The organism is Ruegeria sp. HKCCD7221, assembly GCF_013031225.1.
Taxonomy (GTDB): Bacteria; Pseudomonadota; Alphaproteobacteria; order Rhodobacterales; family Rhodobacteraceae; genus Ruegeria.
The window spans coordinates 786,941-801,787 of the sequence record NZ_WPZE01000001.1 but is presented as its reverse complement, the minus strand read 5'-3'; the positions used below and the strand labels follow the sequence as shown (position 1 = coordinate 801,787).

Annotated in this window: 14 protein-coding genes; 6 read left to right on the top strand and 8 right to left on the bottom strand. The window is 54.8% G+C overall.

The genetic code is table 11. The annotated features are described in order from the left end of the window. Positions 1-5: 5 nt before the first annotated feature. A complete protein-coding gene (locus GOX73_RS03950; RefSeq protein ID WP_171125140.1) occupies positions 6-464 on the top strand; it encodes an SspB family protein in 459 nt (152 codons plus the stop codon). Between the two features lie 17 nt (positions 465-481). Here the strand turns inward: GOX73_RS03950 and GOX73_RS03945 are convergent, their stop codons facing one another. Further along, positions 482-1,045 (bottom strand): hypothetical protein, encoded by a 564-nt coding sequence (locus GOX73_RS03945; protein WP_371808562.1) that lies wholly within the window; start codon positions 1,043-1,045, stop codon positions 482-484. A 207-nt stretch (positions 1,046-1,252) separates the two neighbouring features. Here GOX73_RS03945 and fumC point away from each other — a divergent pair, with 207 nt between their 5' ends. The 4 genes from fumC to GOX73_RS03925 are packed head-to-tail and all read left to right on the top strand — an operon-like array spanning position 1,253 to position 3,708. Continuing rightward, on the top strand, positions 1,253-2,647 hold the full coding sequence (fumC, locus tag GOX73_RS03940; protein WP_171125142.1) for a class II fumarate hydratase: 1,395 nt from the start codon (positions 1,253-1,255) through the stop codon (positions 2,645-2,647). After that, the gene (locus GOX73_RS03935; protein ID WP_171125144.1) at positions 2,647-2,823 is read left to right on the top strand and encodes a DUF4169 family protein; all 177 of its coding nucleotides are present in this window, start codon (positions 2,647-2,649) and stop codon (positions 2,821-2,823) included. Before fumC ends, GOX73_RS03935 begins: the two co-directional genes overlap by 1 nt. After that, positions 2,820-3,035: a ribbon-helix-helix domain-containing protein gene (locus tag GOX73_RS03930; protein WP_171121370.1), complete on the top strand. Its 216-nt coding sequence runs from the start codon at positions 2,820-2,822 to the stop codon at positions 3,033-3,035. The genes GOX73_RS03935 and GOX73_RS03930 overlap by 4 nt, the downstream gene beginning before the upstream one ends. Before the next feature lie 43 nt (positions 3,036-3,078). Continuing rightward, positions 3,079-3,708 (top strand): DNA-3-methyladenine glycosylase I, encoded by a 630-nt coding sequence (locus GOX73_RS03925; protein WP_171134819.1) that lies wholly within the window; start codon positions 3,079-3,081, stop codon positions 3,706-3,708. 6 nt (positions 3,709-3,714) lie between these two features. On the opposite strand, the gene GOX73_RS03920 is transcribed toward GOX73_RS03925, so the two are convergent. The 4 genes from GOX73_RS03920 to GOX73_RS03905 form a co-directional block, all read right to left on the bottom strand. Then, positions 3,715-4,596 carry a fructose bisphosphate aldolase gene (locus GOX73_RS03920; RefSeq protein ID WP_171125146.1) on the bottom strand — a complete coding sequence of 294 codons (882 nt, stop codon included), beginning with the start codon at positions 4,594-4,596 and terminating at the stop codon, positions 3,715-3,717. 72 nt (positions 4,597-4,668) lie between these two features. Further along, positions 4,669-6,018 (bottom strand): cytochrome P450, encoded by a 1,350-nt coding sequence (locus GOX73_RS03915; RefSeq protein WP_171125148.1) that lies wholly within the window; start codon positions 6,016-6,018, stop codon positions 4,669-4,671. Then, on the bottom strand, positions 6,015-7,229 hold the full coding sequence (locus tag GOX73_RS03910; RefSeq protein WP_171125150.1) for a hypothetical protein: 1,215 nt from the start codon (positions 7,227-7,229) through the stop codon (positions 6,015-6,017). The genes GOX73_RS03915 and GOX73_RS03910 overlap by 4 nt, the downstream gene beginning before the upstream one ends. A 63-nt stretch (positions 7,230-7,292) precedes the next feature. Continuing rightward, positions 7,293-8,045 (bottom strand): cytochrome c biogenesis CcdA family protein, encoded by a 753-nt coding sequence (locus tag GOX73_RS03905; RefSeq protein ID WP_171125152.1) that lies wholly within the window; start codon positions 8,043-8,045, stop codon positions 7,293-7,295. Positions 8,046-8,150: 105 nt separating this feature from the next. On the opposite strand from GOX73_RS03905, the gene GOX73_RS03900 reads away from it, so the two are divergent. Next, positions 8,151-8,384 (top strand): sulfurtransferase TusA family protein, encoded by a 234-nt coding sequence (locus GOX73_RS03900; protein WP_171125154.1) that lies wholly within the window; start codon positions 8,151-8,153, stop codon positions 8,382-8,384. A 56-nt stretch (positions 8,385-8,440) separates the two neighbouring features. On the opposite strand, the gene GOX73_RS03895 is transcribed toward GOX73_RS03900, so the two are convergent. The 3 genes from GOX73_RS03895 to GOX73_RS03885 all read right to left on the bottom strand — a co-directional run bounded on the left by GOX73_RS03895 (position 8,441) and on the right by GOX73_RS03885 (position 14,835). Next, the gene (locus tag GOX73_RS03895; protein WP_171134791.1) at positions 8,441-11,197 is read right to left on the bottom strand and encodes an Rne/Rng family ribonuclease; all 2,757 of its coding nucleotides are present in this window, start codon (positions 11,195-11,197) and stop codon (positions 8,441-8,443) included. Positions 11,198-11,709: 512 nt separating this feature from the next. After that, positions 11,710-13,044, bottom strand: a complete 1,335-nt coding sequence (locus GOX73_RS03890; RefSeq protein WP_171125158.1) for a sigma-54 dependent transcriptional regulator — start codon at positions 13,042-13,044, stop codon at positions 11,710-11,712. A 12-nt stretch (positions 13,045-13,056) separates the two neighbouring features. Beyond that, positions 13,057-14,835: an ATP-binding protein gene (locus GOX73_RS03885; RefSeq protein ID WP_171125160.1), complete on the bottom strand. Its 1,779-nt coding sequence runs from the start codon at positions 14,833-14,835 to the stop codon at positions 13,057-13,059. Between the last annotated feature and the right edge of the window lie 12 nt (positions 14,836-14,847).

The window sequence follows — 14,847 nt, the reverse complement described above, 5'->3', positions numbered from 1 at the left end:
GGCACATGTCGCAGGACATTGATTATGGCAACTTGATGCACACCGCCATGCGCGGCCTTATCAAGACTGTTTTGACAGAAGTTTCCGAGCGCGGCCTACCCGGTGCGCATCATTTCTTTATCACTTTTGACACAGGCCACGAGGGCGTCGAACTGGCGGATTGGCTGCGCGAGCGTTACCCCGATGAAATGACTATCGTCATGCAGCATTGGTTCGAAAACCTCGAGGTGGGTGATAACGGATTCGCAATTACGCTGAACTTCGGGGATGCGCCAGAACCCCTTTATATTCCCTACGCGTCGATTAAGACATTTGTGGACCCGTCCGTCGAATTCGGCCTTCGCTTTGAAAGCCCGGAAGATGACGAAGAAATGCCGTCCGTCGCCGAGGAAACGATCGAGGTAGAAGAACCTCAGGATCAACATGATGCGGATGTTGTGTCACTAGACAGCTTTCGGAAGTAACAACTCCCGGGCTTGTTCTACTGACGTTTTAGAAAGGTCTCCACCGACCGGGATTTGATCCCATTTCGGAACCTTGAAAATGAAAGGTTTAGTCCGCCGTCGGCAAGCGTCCGGTCAAATTGCTGAAGTTCGTATCCGCCGTTTTCGTCAATAAACAACGAAAACACAGTCATAGTGTCCCGTTCGATCCGGCCCCAAACAAAGGGCTCGCCCTGCATCGGGTCCAATGGGACTTCGTGACCGAAGACATTCCGTCTCATTGCGGCAGAATAAACGTCCGACCGTTCGGATTCTTTGAAATCAATCGAAAAAGATTGCTCTTTCACACGGCCATCCGCTTTGTACGTCGTGGTTTTCCAACTGACGTTGAAGCCGTCCTTGGTGGCTTGGATTGACACGCTCATATCACGCGGTGTTTCGCTGCCGTCCTGATCCACAACATTCGCCGAACCGACGTAATCGCCAACAAAATCTTCAATGTCTGCGGCGCGGGCCTGAAGGCTGTATAAGAAAACGAAAAGAGTGATGCCCGTGAAAAAGGCGAAGAATTTCAGGGGGTGAAGCCGTGTTAGTTGGGCCACCTTAGCCTCCAAATTTATGATCTGTTTATCTTAGCCTACCCGGTGGCACAGACAATGGCGCGAATTGTCATTGGTTCAAGAAAAATCAGGCACGCGCTTATCTATACCTTTCCATTCCCTAAGTTTAAGGTGCGCGAAACTGGCCGATTGCATGGTGGCTCTGCTGCAGGTAAACGGCATACGACTGTATACACGACGGAGTGACCGATGTCTCAGACCCGCACCGAATCCGATAGCTTTGGCCCGCTGGAAGTTCCTTCTGACAAATATTGGGGCGCGCAAACTCAGCGTTCAATCATGAACTTCCCGATTGGATGGGAAAAGCAGCCCGTCGCCATCGTTCGCGCGCTTGGTGTGATCAAAAAAGCCTGTGCGATGGAGAACAAGGCGATCGGCAAGCTTGACGCCAAGATCGCGGACGCTGTTATTCAGGCCGCTGGCGAGGTGATCGAGGGCAAGTTTGACGACAACTTCCCGCTTGTCGTTTGGCAAACCGGATCGGGTACGCAGTCCAACATGAACTCGAACGAGGTGATTGCGAACCGCGCGATCGAGATTTTGGGCGGCGTGATCGGCTCGAAGGATCCGGTTCATCCCAATGATCACTGCAATATGGGGCAATCGTCTAACGACACCTTCCCGACCGCGATGCACATCGCCACCGCCATGAGCGTGCGCGATGTTCTGCTGCCTGGACTGGAAAAACTGGCGTCGGGGCTCGAGAAGAAATCCGAGGAATTCAGCGAGATCATCAAGATCGGGCGCACGCATACACAGGATGCCACGCCTCTGACTCTGGGTCAGGAATTCAGTGGATATGCGCATCAGATTCGTCAGGGAATTGAACGGGTCAAGGCTGCGATGCCGGGAATTTATGAGCTGGCCCAAGGCGGTACGGCCGTCGGAACCGGCCTGAACACGCATGACGGCTGGAGCGAAGCCGTCGCCGCCAATATGGCCGAGATTACTGATCTGCCCTTCGTCACCGCCCCAAACAAGTTCGAGGCTTTGGCGTCGCACGATGCGATGGTCTTCCTGTCTGGTGCTTTGGCGACCATTGCAGGAAGCTGCTACAAAATTGCGAATGATATCCGCCTGTTGGGCTCTGGTCCGCGCTCGGGTCTGGGTGAACTGATCTTGCCTGAAAATGAGCCCGGATCGTCTATCATGCCGGGCAAGGTAAATCCAACGCAGGCCGAGGCGATTACCCAAGTCGCCGCGCATGTTATGGGCAATGACGCCGCAATCAAATTCGCGGGCAGCCAGGGACATTTTGAACTGAACGTCTATAACCCAATGATGTCCTACAACCTGCTGCAGTCCATTCAGTTGTTGGGCGACGCAGCCGACGGCTTTACCGAGCGCATGTTGATGGGCATTCAGGCTAACGAGCCTCGGATCGAAAAGTTGATGAAAGAATCTCTGATGCTGGTGACCGCTCTGGCCCCCACGATCGGGTATGATAATGCCACGACCGTCGCGAAAACGGCCCACAAGAATGGGACAACCCTCAAGGAAGAGGCGATCGCCCTTGGATTTGTTGACGAAGAAACCTTTGACGCAGTGGTCCGTCCGGAACACATGATCGGACCCAAAAGCTGATGGGAAAGCCGGTTAACCTCAACCGGTATCGAAAAGAAAAAGCGCGGGCTGAGAAAAAAGCCCGCGCGGATCAGAACTCTGTCGCAATCGGGCGTAGCAAGGCTGAAAAAGAAGTCTTGCAAAAACAACAGGAAAAGCAACGCTCAGACCTCGACAATCACGAGTTGGATAAATGAGCGGCCGCCCTGTCAAACGATCTTTGACGCTCAAAGGGCACAGGACATCCGTGTCGTTGGAGGATGAGTTTTGGCTGGCGTTTCGGGATATCGCCAAGTCAAAGAATACTCCAATCAATGCGTTAGCTGCGGAAATTGATGTGCAGCGGGACCCAGATGTGGGGCTTGCATCGGCCATCCGCGTTTTCATTCTGAATTGGTACCGGGCCTGACGGAAAGCGGTTGAGTTTTTCGCACAAAACTTATTAGTGTTACCTGAGAACAAAAAGGGTACGCGCAACGAGCAAGACAGTAGCCGGACCAGACGGTGAACCACGCTGTGCATGGTGTAACTCCGCGCCAGAGTTTTTTGACTACCACGATCAGGAATGGGGTTATCCCGTCGCGGACGACCAGCGGCTATTCGAAAAACTGTGCCTCGAGAGTTTTCAGTCTGGCCTAAGTTGGCGTACGATCTTGTCTAAACGCGAGAACTTTAGAAAAGCGTTTAAACACTTTGATTTCAAACAGGTGGCTGAGTTTGATGAGGCAGATGTTAACCGTCTGCTTCAGGACGAAGGGATTGTTCGCCATCGTGGAAAGATCGAAGCTGTTATCAACAATGCCCGGCGTGCTCAGGAACTGATTGCAGCCGAAGGATCCCTTGCCGCCTACGTCTGGAGGTTTGAGGCTGATACGCCAGAAAACCCGCAGACAGCTTCAACATCGCCAGAATCTATTGCGATGTCGAATGACCTTAAGAAACGGGGGTGGAAATTTGTAGGGCCAACAACGGTATTCGCCTTTATGCAGGCGATGGGTCTGGTGAACGACCATGCTGTTGGTTGCATCATGCGCGAAAAAGCGGCGCAGTTGCGCCGCGATTTCACGAAACCAGTAAGCTAACCGATTTTAGACGGAGGCTTTGAAAATCTTGTCGATGTTCCCACCCAAAGCGGTGTTGAACTCTGCATCGGACTGTTGCTTTGAAAGGCCTTCGGTCAAGGCGCGTGAGAAAGACGCGATCATCTTTTCATTTTGATCCAGCAGATCACAGGCTTGCTCGGTTGAGTACCCACCTGACAAGGCCACTACACGGACGACGCGTGGATGATCGGCCACTTCATCGTACAAGTTGGCTTGGCTGGGGATAGTCAGTTTAAGCATCACATCCTGCCCATCCTGCAACTGATCCAGATTCTTCAGGATTTCGGCTTTCAGGATGTCCTCGGCTTCAGCTTTGGTCGCAGAGTTAATATTTACTTCTGGCTCAACAATCGGAACCATACCAGCGGCGACAACCTCACGGGCGACGTCGAACTGTTGGGCGACAACGGCCGCAATGCCTTCGGTGTTTGCTTCGTGAATGACCGAGCGTTCTTTGGTGCCAAACACTCCCTCTGCCTTGGCCAGCGTTTCGGCCAGCCCCGGGATAGGTTTCATCATCTGAACGCCGTTCGCTTCGTCCTCTAACCCTTTGTCGATCTTAAGAAAAGGAACGATTCCCTTGACCGACCATAGGTAGTCGGCGACGGGGCGCCCGTCGATCTGTTCGGACAGAGTGCGCTCAAACAGGATTGTGCCAATCACCTTATCCTTGGTGAAATCATTACCCAGAATAATCCGCGCGCGCATCTTCTGGATTTCACCAAACATCTCTTCATCCGAAGAATAGTCCGATGCCTCGACCCCATAAAGCGCCAGTGCCTTGGGGGTTGAACCGCCACTTTGATCCAAAGCGGCAATAAAGCCCGCTCCGTTAGACATTTGTTCGCGCTGTTCAGATTTGGACATAAGACTTTCCCGTTCGAAATGATTCCGCTGTTTTCAACCGCATACAGCAAGGCGTCGGATGTTGATAGGCGTTTAGCGCTCACGCACGCGCAACCAAATCCCATCTTTCGATCTGACCGTTAGATGGGCAACGGGTACGGGTTCGCGCCCCTCAATCAGCTCAAAGCGGAAGGATTTCAGAAGCATCGACAACAACAAAGGCCCCTCGATCATCGCAAATCCGGCACCCGGGCAGACGCGCGCTCCAGCCGAGAAGGGAATAAAGGCTTCCCTTTGACATGAGCGTCCGTTTTCGGTTTCCCATCGGGCCGGATCAAATGCGTCCGGGTTTTCCCACAATCGCTCGTGCCGGTGAAGATGCCAAGGACTGATAACTATTTGCGATCCTTCTGAAACCACCCGGTCCCGAAACGTTACCGGGCAGGAATTCTCGCGGACCATCATCGGAACCGGCGGATACAATCGCAATGCTTCGCGAAACACGTCCCGACTGAGTTTCAACCGGGGAATGGTCGTGAAACCTTGGTCGAAAAGGCTTTGCGCTTCGTTGGCGACATTGTCCTGCCAATCTGGGTACAACGCCATCAGATAGAGGGCCCAGGCCAATGCAGAAGCACTGGTTTCATGACCGGCGAGGAAAAAGATGGCGACCTGATCCACCATTTCATCTTGCCCAAAGCATTGCCCCGTTGCCGGGTCGGGCGTGGTCATGATCTTGGTTGCCAGGTCGTTCGGGGCGCAACCAGCGGCGATTTGTTTCGCGCGGTCAGCCGTAAGCTGTTTGATCAGAAACCTGATCTCCTTGGCATTTCGTTTGGTTTCGGACGAATGAAATCGCGGGGCCCACTTTGGCAGTGGAAAAAGGGCTGCAAGGTTCAGCAGAGGTTGCGCGCGCTGATACCTGTGAAATTTATCAAACACTTCGGCTGCGATCTTGTGGTCAATCGGGACTGAGAACAGCGTCCTAAAGATGACATCCGCCGCCGCGTAACTGGTGAACTGTTCACATTCCAATTCAGAGCCCGCAAGAGGCCGTAACCGCTCGACCGCAGCGTTCGCCGCGTCCAGCATTGCTGGATACGTGTCTTTCAACCGGCCTCCGTCAAATGCCGGGTCGATAATGCGCCTCTGGCGTTTCCAAGTTTTGCCATTGGTCAGGAACACCGAATTTCCTAACAATGGGCGAAGCCCTTCGCTGATCCGTTCCGATTTCGGAAACTGATCAGGTTGCTTTTTCAAAACTTTATCAACAAGTTCAGGTTGGTTGATCAGGTATGACCTGAAGAACGGGGTTCGAAACTCTGCCATCCACGCCCGGTACAGACGATGCGGTTGTGCTGACAGGATATCTTTTCGAAAGAGTTTGAAGTAGCGCCAAAGCGAGACCTTGTCGGGGCGCGAGACTGGCTTTGGCGGGGTCATGCTTGCACCGACCTGAATTTTGACACAGGTGCGTCTATCCGGGACTTTGAAGGCGCACGCCCTTCATATCTTTGCGCCAATGTCATTGGACCGGCGGTAATCCGAAAATAGTCATATGTCCCCACCCGGTCGAACGCGCAAAGGTACTGAAAGTGCAAGCGAAAGAAACGCCAGCGAAGCTCTTTCCAACGCTCGGCGGAAAGCGTTTGCGTGAAAGCCGCCGACAGAACAAGTGGCCATTTGGACTTGTCCGTTCCAACACCCGAAACCGCAACCGGATCGCAAAGTGCAAATGAACACCCATCTCCGGGCGCTGAAACGTCCAGCCATGTCAGATCGTCCCGCTGAGACAGATAGCGAAGGTCACTACGCAAACAATGCGCGTCCGGTAAAAACGACACCATGGGAACGACCTGCCCCAACGTAAGAAACGAAAGCTCTGGCCCTATTGCCGGACGGTCTGTTGACCGTAAGACCTGCGCCAGCACACTAACTCCGAGATGTGCCCCTGAACTGTGTCCTACGACCAGAATTTCGTCGACATCTGTTTTCAGGGCTTCCGCTATCAGCGTACTAAATTCTGACAGGCGAGTTTCGAGGGCATCCGGCGTCACTCCTTTTTCTGATGCCGAATAGGCGTAGTCGTGCATCAAGTAGTAGGCAAACAACTTGTTGTCTGCCTTTCGAAACCACCTCAACAGACCGTAGCCGGTCAGAGCCGACGGCAGGATCGCGAACCAAGATGCAACTGGCATGAGAATAGCCGTCAGAGCCCATGCTGCACCGAACGCCAGAAACAGTTGAAACAGCAGCATCGCTACGGGATACAGCGCGGCAATCACGGGGCCTTTTCGCAAACGCATCAGCCGCCAAAGCGTTCCGGTAGAGATGTAAACCCACGCTGTTTGTGCCAGTTGCAAGTAGGTCGCGAGGATCGAATTGGACATGCTTTCCCGAACGATGTCGGACCAGACCAGAACCTCGACATCGCTTTGGACTTGTGCACCATCCTGTTCCGAGCGCACATGCCAGCCATATGGCCCTTCGCCCGACTTGGCGGATACGGATATTTCGAAACCCGAGAGTTTGGCCTGAACAGCGCTTTCCTTGCGGTACAGCTCACGATACCTGCGTGGATGGATCGGGTCGTATCCGGGAATGTAGAACACCCGGCGTTTGCGAACCCGTGATTGTTTGGTCTGACTGCTCATGATCTTACCTTCTGCCACGCAAGTTACCGCAGCATTACCGACAAGGTAAGACAGATCAGGTTATCAACCGAAATTCGCCAGTGCCGGGAAGGTTTCCAGCAACCACCAACTGAATTCGGTAAACAAGCCGGTGATCAGCATGATGCCGACAAACAACAGCAAGCCACCCATGACTTTTTCAATCGTCGCCATGTGCGGTTTGATCTTGTTCATCACAGTCATCGAGCGGTTGAGGAACATCGCCGCCAGAAGGAAGGGTATTCCCAGCCCCGCCGCATAGACCCCCAATAGCAGCGTTCCACGCACCACGGACGCCTCGGATGCAGCAAGAGACAGAATCGCGCCCAATTGGGGACCAATGCAGGGCGTCCATCCAAAGGCGAACGCAAGACCTAGAATGTAAGCGCCAAAGACCGAGCCACCTGAATCACCGGTTTCGATACGGGCCTCTCGGTCAAGAAACGGAATTCGAAACACGTTCAGGAAATGCAAACCAAAGACAATCACAACCGCGCCAGACAGTTTGGCGAAAAGAACCTGATTCTGCAGTACAAACGCGCCAAAGGCAGACGCTGTAAAACCCAACAGCAGGAATACCGTTGAAAGACCCAGAACAAAGAACAAGGCCGTCAGGGTCGCCTTTCGACGTGCCTGCGCCTGATCCTGCATGTCGTTGATGGACACGCCGCTCATATACGCCAAATATGGTGGTACAATTGGTAAAACGCAGGGTGACAAAAAGCTAATCAGGCCGCCCAGCATCGCGATGAACATGGCAGGCAAAAGGCCCGCGTCTATGATGTCAATTCCGAACATGACTCAGCACATAAGTTATGACTCCGCCGACGTCACGGGGCAATTCGGTCACATCCTCGTGGTTGCATGCTGGACACCCGATAAAACTGGAAATATTTGATATTTATGTCTGACACGCCGGAAACACTCGACGCATTGGGGCTGTTGTGCCCCCTGCCCGTGCTCAAAGCGCGCAAGCGGTTGAAATCTATGCCGAAAGGGTCGTTGTTGCGCATTCTGGCCGACGACCCCGCTGCTGTTGTTGACGTTCCACATTTCTGCGCCGAAAGTGGACACGTGCTTATCTCGCAAGAGGATTCAGACGGGCACCAGATCTACGTCATTCAAAAGGCGGGCTGACAAAAAACCACAGCTTTCAAAGAAAAAAGGCGGGTCTTGAAACCCGCCTGATCCTGTTATTGTCCCAACGACCACCAACCCCGTCGCTTGGGTTTGGCAGGATCGCTTGGTGCCTCAGGCTCTTCTGCAACCACTTCCAACACCGGCTCTGCGGCGGGTTCTTCCGGTTCTGGGTCCTGAGCAGGCTCTTCCGGTGCTTCCGCTACTGGCTCGGCAATCTCTTCGGAAACCGATTCTGATTCTGGTTCCGGTTCAACAGCGGCTTCGGCCTCGGTCACAGGTTCACTCTCAGCGACCAAAGGTTCGGTCGTTTCGGTGTCCGCCGTTTCATCAGGCTTTTCATTGCTGGTGTCCGACGCCAGACTTTCCTCAGAAGCTTCAGCCGTTTCGGGGTCTTTTTTCTTGCGGCGGGGTGAACGGCGACGTTTTGGTTTAGCCGGTTTTTCTTCTTCGACCGCGTCATCTGCAACAGCTTCTGCTTCCGCCTCATCCGAAGGTTCAGCCGGTGCTTCTTCGCCCTCTTCTCCATTTACCTCAGGCGCGTCACCCGAATTGCCGCTCTTTTTGCGACGGCGACGACGACGCTTGCGCTTGGGCTTTGTCTCATCTTCCGCCTGAGGAGCTTCGTCCTCAACCTGCTCTTCGTCAGAAGCATCCACAAGGTCCATCAATGAGGCATCGACGGAAACAACCGGGGCACTCGCCTCGGGTACAATACGGCTCGCTGTCTTGAACTTCTCCAACGAGAAATCAGGGCTGACCAGATGCACGTCCCCTTCGATCCGGACGGACAGACCATACCGGGCTTCGATTTGGGCAATGTGCTCGCGCTTTTGGTTCATCAAGAAGTTGGCGATACTCACCGGGCAGCGAACAAGAACCTCACGCGACCGGCGGCGTGTACCCTCTTCTTCGATTTGGCGCAAAATGGTGAGCGCCATATTGTCGTCCGAGCGAATCAGGCCGGTGCCATGGCAGGACGGGCAAGGCTGCGTCGTTGCCTCCAGCATTCCGGGGCGTAGACGCTGACGGCTCATCTCAAGCAAGCCAAAGCCGGAAATCCGGCCAACCTGAATGCGCGCTCGGTCGGTTTTCAGCTTGTCTTTCAGGCGCTTTTCAACGGCCGTGTTGTTCTTGCGCTCGTCCATGTCGATAAAGTCGATGACGATCAGACCAGCCAGGTCACGCAGGCGCAATTGCCGGGCCACCTCTTCGGCCGCTTCAAGGTTGGTCTTAAGTGCGGTGTCCTCAATCGAGCCTTCCTTGGTCGCCCGGCCCGAGTTCACGTCAATCGCAACCAGTGCTTCGGTCACGCCGATCACGATATAGCCACCGGATTTCAACTGAACGGTCGGGTTGAACATCCCCGCCAGATAGCTTTCAACCTGATAGCGCGCGAACAGAGGCAGCGTGTCCTCATACCGTTTCACGTTCTTGGCGTGGGACGGCATGATCATTTTCATGAAGTCCTTGGCGATCCGGTAACCGGTTTCACCTTCAACCAGAACTTCGTCGATGTCGCGGTTATAAAGATCGCGGATCGACCGCTTGATCAGATCGCCTTCTTCATAAATTTTCGCCGGCGCGATGGACTTCAATGTCAGTTCGCGGATCTGTTCCCACATCCGCTGAAGATATTCATAGTCGCGCTTGATTTCAGACTTGGTGCGTTTGGCTCCAGCCGTTCGAATAATCAGTCCTGCGCCAGTTGGCACATCAATCTCGGCTGCGATTTCCTTCAGCTTCTTTCGGTCAGGCGCATTCGTGATTTTTCGGCTGATCCCGCCGCCGCGCGCTGTGTTGGGCATCAGAACGCAATAACGACCGGCCAAAGACAGGTACGTCGTCAGAGCAGCGCCCTTGTTTCCACGCTCTTCCTTGACAACCTGCACCAAAAGGACCTGTCGAACCTTGATAACCTCTTGGATTTTGTAACGACGCGGCCGTGGTTTACGCGGTGGCCGAATGTCCTCACTGTCATCCTCATCCGCAACGGATTCGATTGAATCGTCTTTGGCGGCCGCATCCGCACGGGCCTCTGCCTCGTCACTATCTTCTTTGGTTTCGCCTTCGTCTGACGTCTGCTCAGCAGCTTCGGCGGTGGGGGCAGCGTCGCCCGCATCTTCCCCACCGGAGTCACCGTCCGAACTGTCCTCGGCGGTGCCTTCAGCAGCCGGCGTTTCGACAGCTGCATCCGCTTCTTGGGTTTCTGGTGCCTCATCAGCCGCGCTTTCAACGCCTTCGCCCGCCGCGTCTTCGGATGCCTCCGGTGCGTCGTCAACAGGCTCCTCAACAGGTGTTTCGGCAACGCGATCTGCTGGGGACGTCCCCTCCGGCACCTCTAGATCGGGATTTTCTTCCCCATCGCCGAGGTCAATTGTCTCCATACCAGTAGGCTCGTTCGAAACATCAAGCGTTTCGACTGCGTCCTCGGTTTTTACGTCAGCAGCTTTGGTCCGAGAGCGCGAGCGACGTTTCTTGGGCTTGGATTCCTCCGCCTCATCGCGTGCTTTCAACGCTTCCGCATAAGCCCGCTCTTCTTCCATCAACGCTTCACGGTCAGCGACAGGAATCTGATAATAATCCGGATGGATCTCTGAAAACGCAAGAAACCCGTGGCGATTGCCACCGTAGTCAACGAACGCAGCCTGAAGGGACGGTTCGACCCGCGTTACTTTTGCAAGATAGATGTTGCCAGCAAGCTGGCGTTTGTTTTCGGATTCAAAATCGAACTCCTCGACCTTGTTTCCGTCGACCACCACAACGCGGGTTTCCTCCGCGTGGGTGGCATCGATAAGCATTTTCTTAGCCATGTGTCCTTGGTGCACCGCGCCAAACGCGTTGTCCTGGCCCGTCCGGGTGGACAGGCGCTTTTGGGGTGGTGTCTTGTCAGGGCGATTTCGGACGGCGCGCAGCAGGGTCCGGCGCTGTGGCCCCCTGCCCGTATGGTCAATCGTTGCGCGCGCGTCATCGCGGTTCTTCTCCGACAGGCGCGGTCCTACGCTGCCTGCCCATTTATTCCTATCACCCGTATCGACGGGTTCAGGCGTTCACTTGCCCCGATACGGGGCACAATCGGTCTGCGCAGCCTGTGTGGGAGATTGTCACCACCTGCAGCATTGCAGCGAAACTCAAAGATTCGGGACTTGAGGGCGCAAAAAGGCCCGGCCCGTTCGGTTACAATAAAAGCAGTCCTGTGGAAAAGACAATGGGCAAACTGCATGACAGCGCCTCCAAGCAGGCATCTGCACCTTCTTCTGTTCAAAAATACTTCGGGGGTGAATTGAGCCAAAGGCTCAAGAGGGGGCTGGCCCCCTCCTCGCCTTTACAGATAGTCCGAACGCTGAAGCCCGTACTTGGCCATTTTCTCGTTCAAGGTACGCCTTGGAAGGCACAGTTCCTCCATCACGGACGCGATTGAACCTTTGTGGCGGCGCATCGTATTGTCGATCAACATTCGTTCGAATGCCTCGACATACTCTTTCAGGGGTTTGCCTTCGGTCGTCATCACCGGTTGCATTTCTTCGTGATCTGACATCAGCAACGAAGCAATGGTGCCCGAGCCGCGACGCGATTGCAGAACGGCACGCTCGGCAATATTGATCAGCTGACGCACGTTGCCCGGCCACGGGGCCTGCAACAACTGCGCTGCTTCCTGAGCACTGACCTGAGGTGCGTCACAGCCATATTCCTCGGCAAATTGCTCACTCAGACGGGTGAACAACGTCAGGATATCCTCACCACGCTGCCGCAACGGGGGCATAGTAATCCGCAACGCAGCCAAACGGTAGAAGAGGTCCGGGCGCAGCACATCCTCGCTGGTCTTGCCAGCTTCTTGAAGGTTTGAAATCGCTATTATACGCGTTTCGGCCGGTGTTCCCTGATCGTTCATCACACTCAGCAGCCGCGCCTGTAACGTATCGCTCAGGGCTTCGATATCTTCCAAGACCAAAGTCCCGCCGCGCGCCTCTTCGATCGCTGGTAATTGTGCGTCTTCGGGCATCATCGGTCCGAACAGGCGCTTTGACAGGGCCTCTTCCTCAAGCGCTGCACAAGACACCAGAACAAACTTCTTACCGGCCCGGCTGCCAACAGCGTGCAACGCATGAGCCACCAGCGTCTTGCCAGTACCTGTTTCGCCGTCGATCAGCACGTGGCCGTCGGCCTGACCCAGATCCAGAATGTCTTCACGCAGACGGTCCATCACAGGGCTGGCACCGATCAACTTGTTCATGATCTGCGTGCCGTCCGATAATTCCCGCCGCAGGGCACGGTTGTCGAGCGTCAGGCGCCGCGCGTTGCTGGCGCGCTTGGCAAGCTCTGACATCCGATCCGGGTTGAACGGCTTCTCAAGAAAATCGAACGCCCCGACACGCATGGCCTCTACCGCCATGGGAACATCGCCATGTCCGGTGATCATGATAACCGGCAGAGTACTGTCCGCACCCATCAGCTTTTTCAACAATTGAATGCCATCCATGCCCGGCATCTTGATGTCGGAGATGACGATCCCCGGGTATTCCGGCCCAAGAACCTTGAGCGCATCTTCGGCACTGGAAAAGGTTTCCGTGTCATATCCCGACAGCGCCAACCACTGACTGATCGACTGGCGCATGTCCTGTTCGTCGTCCACGATGGCAATCTTCATGGCTTGAGCCATAGTCTTTCCCCGTTATTCCGCGGCCTCAAGGCCGTCGCTTCCTAGTGTCGGCAGTTGCATCTCGAACACCGCGCCTCCGTTCGGGCTGTTGCGCGCGGTCAGCCGTCCGCCATGGTCGTTTACGATCCCGGACGAGATGGCAAGCCCCAACCCAACGCCATCGCCGGGTTGTTTGGTCGTGTAGAAGGGCTCGAACAGGTTTTCGATGTCTTCGATCCCGTGACCGTTATCCCTTACAGTCAACACCGCCATGTCGCCCACGGCCAGAATTATTTCGACATCTGGCTCTGTTACAGATTTGGTGGCATCCAGCGCATTCCGCAAGAGGTTCACCATGACCTGTTCAATCCGCATCCGATCCCCCATCACAAACACGGGTTCTTCCGGGAGAATTTGCGTGATCTTAACATGGCGCTGCCGCAATTGCGGTTCCATCATCGACAGAGCCGAGGCCAGCGCTTCACCAAGATTTACAGGCGAAAACGCATCCGCGCCCTTGCGCGCATAGGACTTGAGCTGTCGGGTAATGGCTCCCATCCGCTCGATCAAACCGTCGATGCGGCCAAAGCTGGCCAACGCCTCTTCTGGGCGGTTTCGGCGCAGCAGCAGGCGTGCGCCCGCCAAATAGGTTTTCATTGCAGCCAATGGTTGATTCAACTCGTGGCTGACAGCCGCCGACATCTCACCAAGGGCCGCAAGTTTTGAGCTTTGCGCAAGCGTCTGTTCTGCCACTTCCAGCGTCTTTTCGACCCTCTCACGTTCAGCAATTTCCCGCTGTAGCCTTGTGTTCAATGCGCGAAGCTCTGCCGACTCGCGCTGGAACAGGGCCATGCGGAACGTTGCCCGGCGACTGAGCGCATAGAAGGCAAGCGCCAGAAGAATCGCAAAACCCATGATTTCCAGCGCGATGACGCTGTTCACCTTTTCCCGAATTGAGGAATAGGTCGTGAACGACGTCATTTGCCATCCTCTGAACGGAATCCGCGTGTCTAGTCTCATCACGGCTTCGCCTTGCAGATAGGCGTCCGGTGGCAATGCCGTCCAATCGGTTGTCGCACGGATGGCACGCTCAATCGCGCCTTCGGGTGGTTGACGCACCAGGGCTGCACTTTCTTCCAGTCCCCGCCACTTCGGTTCAGTCGAAAGAATAATCGTGCCGGTACTATCGGCCACCATCACCGCGTCAGAGATACCCGCCCAAGCACGCTCAAACTTTTGCAGGTCAACTTCGACAACGATTACCCCAAGAATATCCGAACCGGCGTCCATTCGGCGTGAATAGGTAAAGCTGTACGACCCGGTTTCATTCTCGATAACGGTGAAAATTGTCGAATTCGCGCGGACAGCTTCCACGTAGTAAGGAGAGTTTCGGTGCGCTTCACCCAACCTGCTGCGATCTGTGGCAGCAACGGTGCGCCCGTCACTGTCCAACAACATCAATGATGCCGCACCAATTTCTTCAACAAATGATATAAGGCGCTGTGTTGAAAGCGTAAAATCGCTGGATTGCAACGCCGAAATCAGGGTGGGATCCCGCGCTAAAAGTTGTGGAACAATTGCGTTCCTGCGCAGTTCACTCAGCAGGTTGCCGGAATACAGGGCCAGACGCAATTCGGCCCGATTGCGCGTGGATTCCGTAAACCGATCTGTCAGCAACCGATTGGTCACCCAGATCGTTGCAACGGTTGCAATCAGCAGAATGGAAACCGCAACACGTAGGCGCCAACCCAATGGCGCGCCGCGGAAAGGTTTTTGCAGTGAAGCCCACCCTGAGCGATCGTCGGAACTCATACCCGGAAACTA

What these genes read in the sequence shown, in the direction of transcription:
- GOX73_RS03900 (WP_171125154.1), top strand. Translation starts at nt 8,151, where the DNA reads ATGTCTGACACGCCGGAAACACTCGACGCATTGGGGCTGTTGTGCCCC.
- GOX73_RS03935 (WP_171125144.1), top strand. Translation starts at nt 2,647, where the DNA reads ATGGGAAAGCCGGTTAACCTCAACCGGTATCGAAAAGAAAAAGCGCGG.
- GOX73_RS03910 (WP_171125150.1), bottom strand. Translation starts at nt 7,229, where the DNA reads ATGAGCAGTCAGACCAAACAATCACGGGTTCGCAAACGCCGGGTGTTC.
- GOX73_RS03915 (WP_171125148.1), bottom strand. Translation starts at nt 6,018, where the DNA reads ATGACCCCGCCAAAGCCAGTCTCGCGCCCCGACAAGGTCTCGCTTTGG.
- fumC (WP_171125142.1), top strand. Translation starts at nt 1,253, where the DNA reads ATGTCTCAGACCCGCACCGAATCCGATAGCTTTGGCCCGCTGGAAGTT.
- GOX73_RS03890 (WP_171125158.1), bottom strand. Translation starts at nt 13,044, where the DNA reads ATGGCTCAAGCCATGAAGATTGCCATCGTGGACGACGAACAGGACATG.
- GOX73_RS03885 (WP_171125160.1), bottom strand. Translation starts at nt 14,835, where the DNA reads ATGAGTTCCGACGATCGCTCAGGGTGGGCTTCACTGCAAAAACCTTTC.
- GOX73_RS03895 (WP_171134791.1), bottom strand. Translation starts at nt 11,197, where the DNA reads ATGGCTAAGAAAATGCTTATCGATGCCACCCACGCGGAGGAAACCCGC.
- GOX73_RS03920 (WP_171125146.1), bottom strand. Translation starts at nt 4,596, where the DNA reads ATGTCCAAATCTGAACAGCGCGAACAAATGTCTAACGGAGCGGGCTTT.
- GOX73_RS03930 (WP_171121370.1), top strand. Translation starts at nt 2,820, where the DNA reads ATGAGCGGCCGCCCTGTCAAACGATCTTTGACGCTCAAAGGGCACAGG.
- GOX73_RS03905 (WP_171125152.1), bottom strand. Translation starts at nt 8,045, where the DNA reads ATGTTCGGAATTGACATCATAGACGCGGGCCTTTTGCCTGCCATGTTC.
- GOX73_RS03950 (WP_171125140.1), top strand. Translation starts at nt 6, where the DNA reads ATGTCGCAGGACATTGATTATGGCAACTTGATGCACACCGCCATGCGC.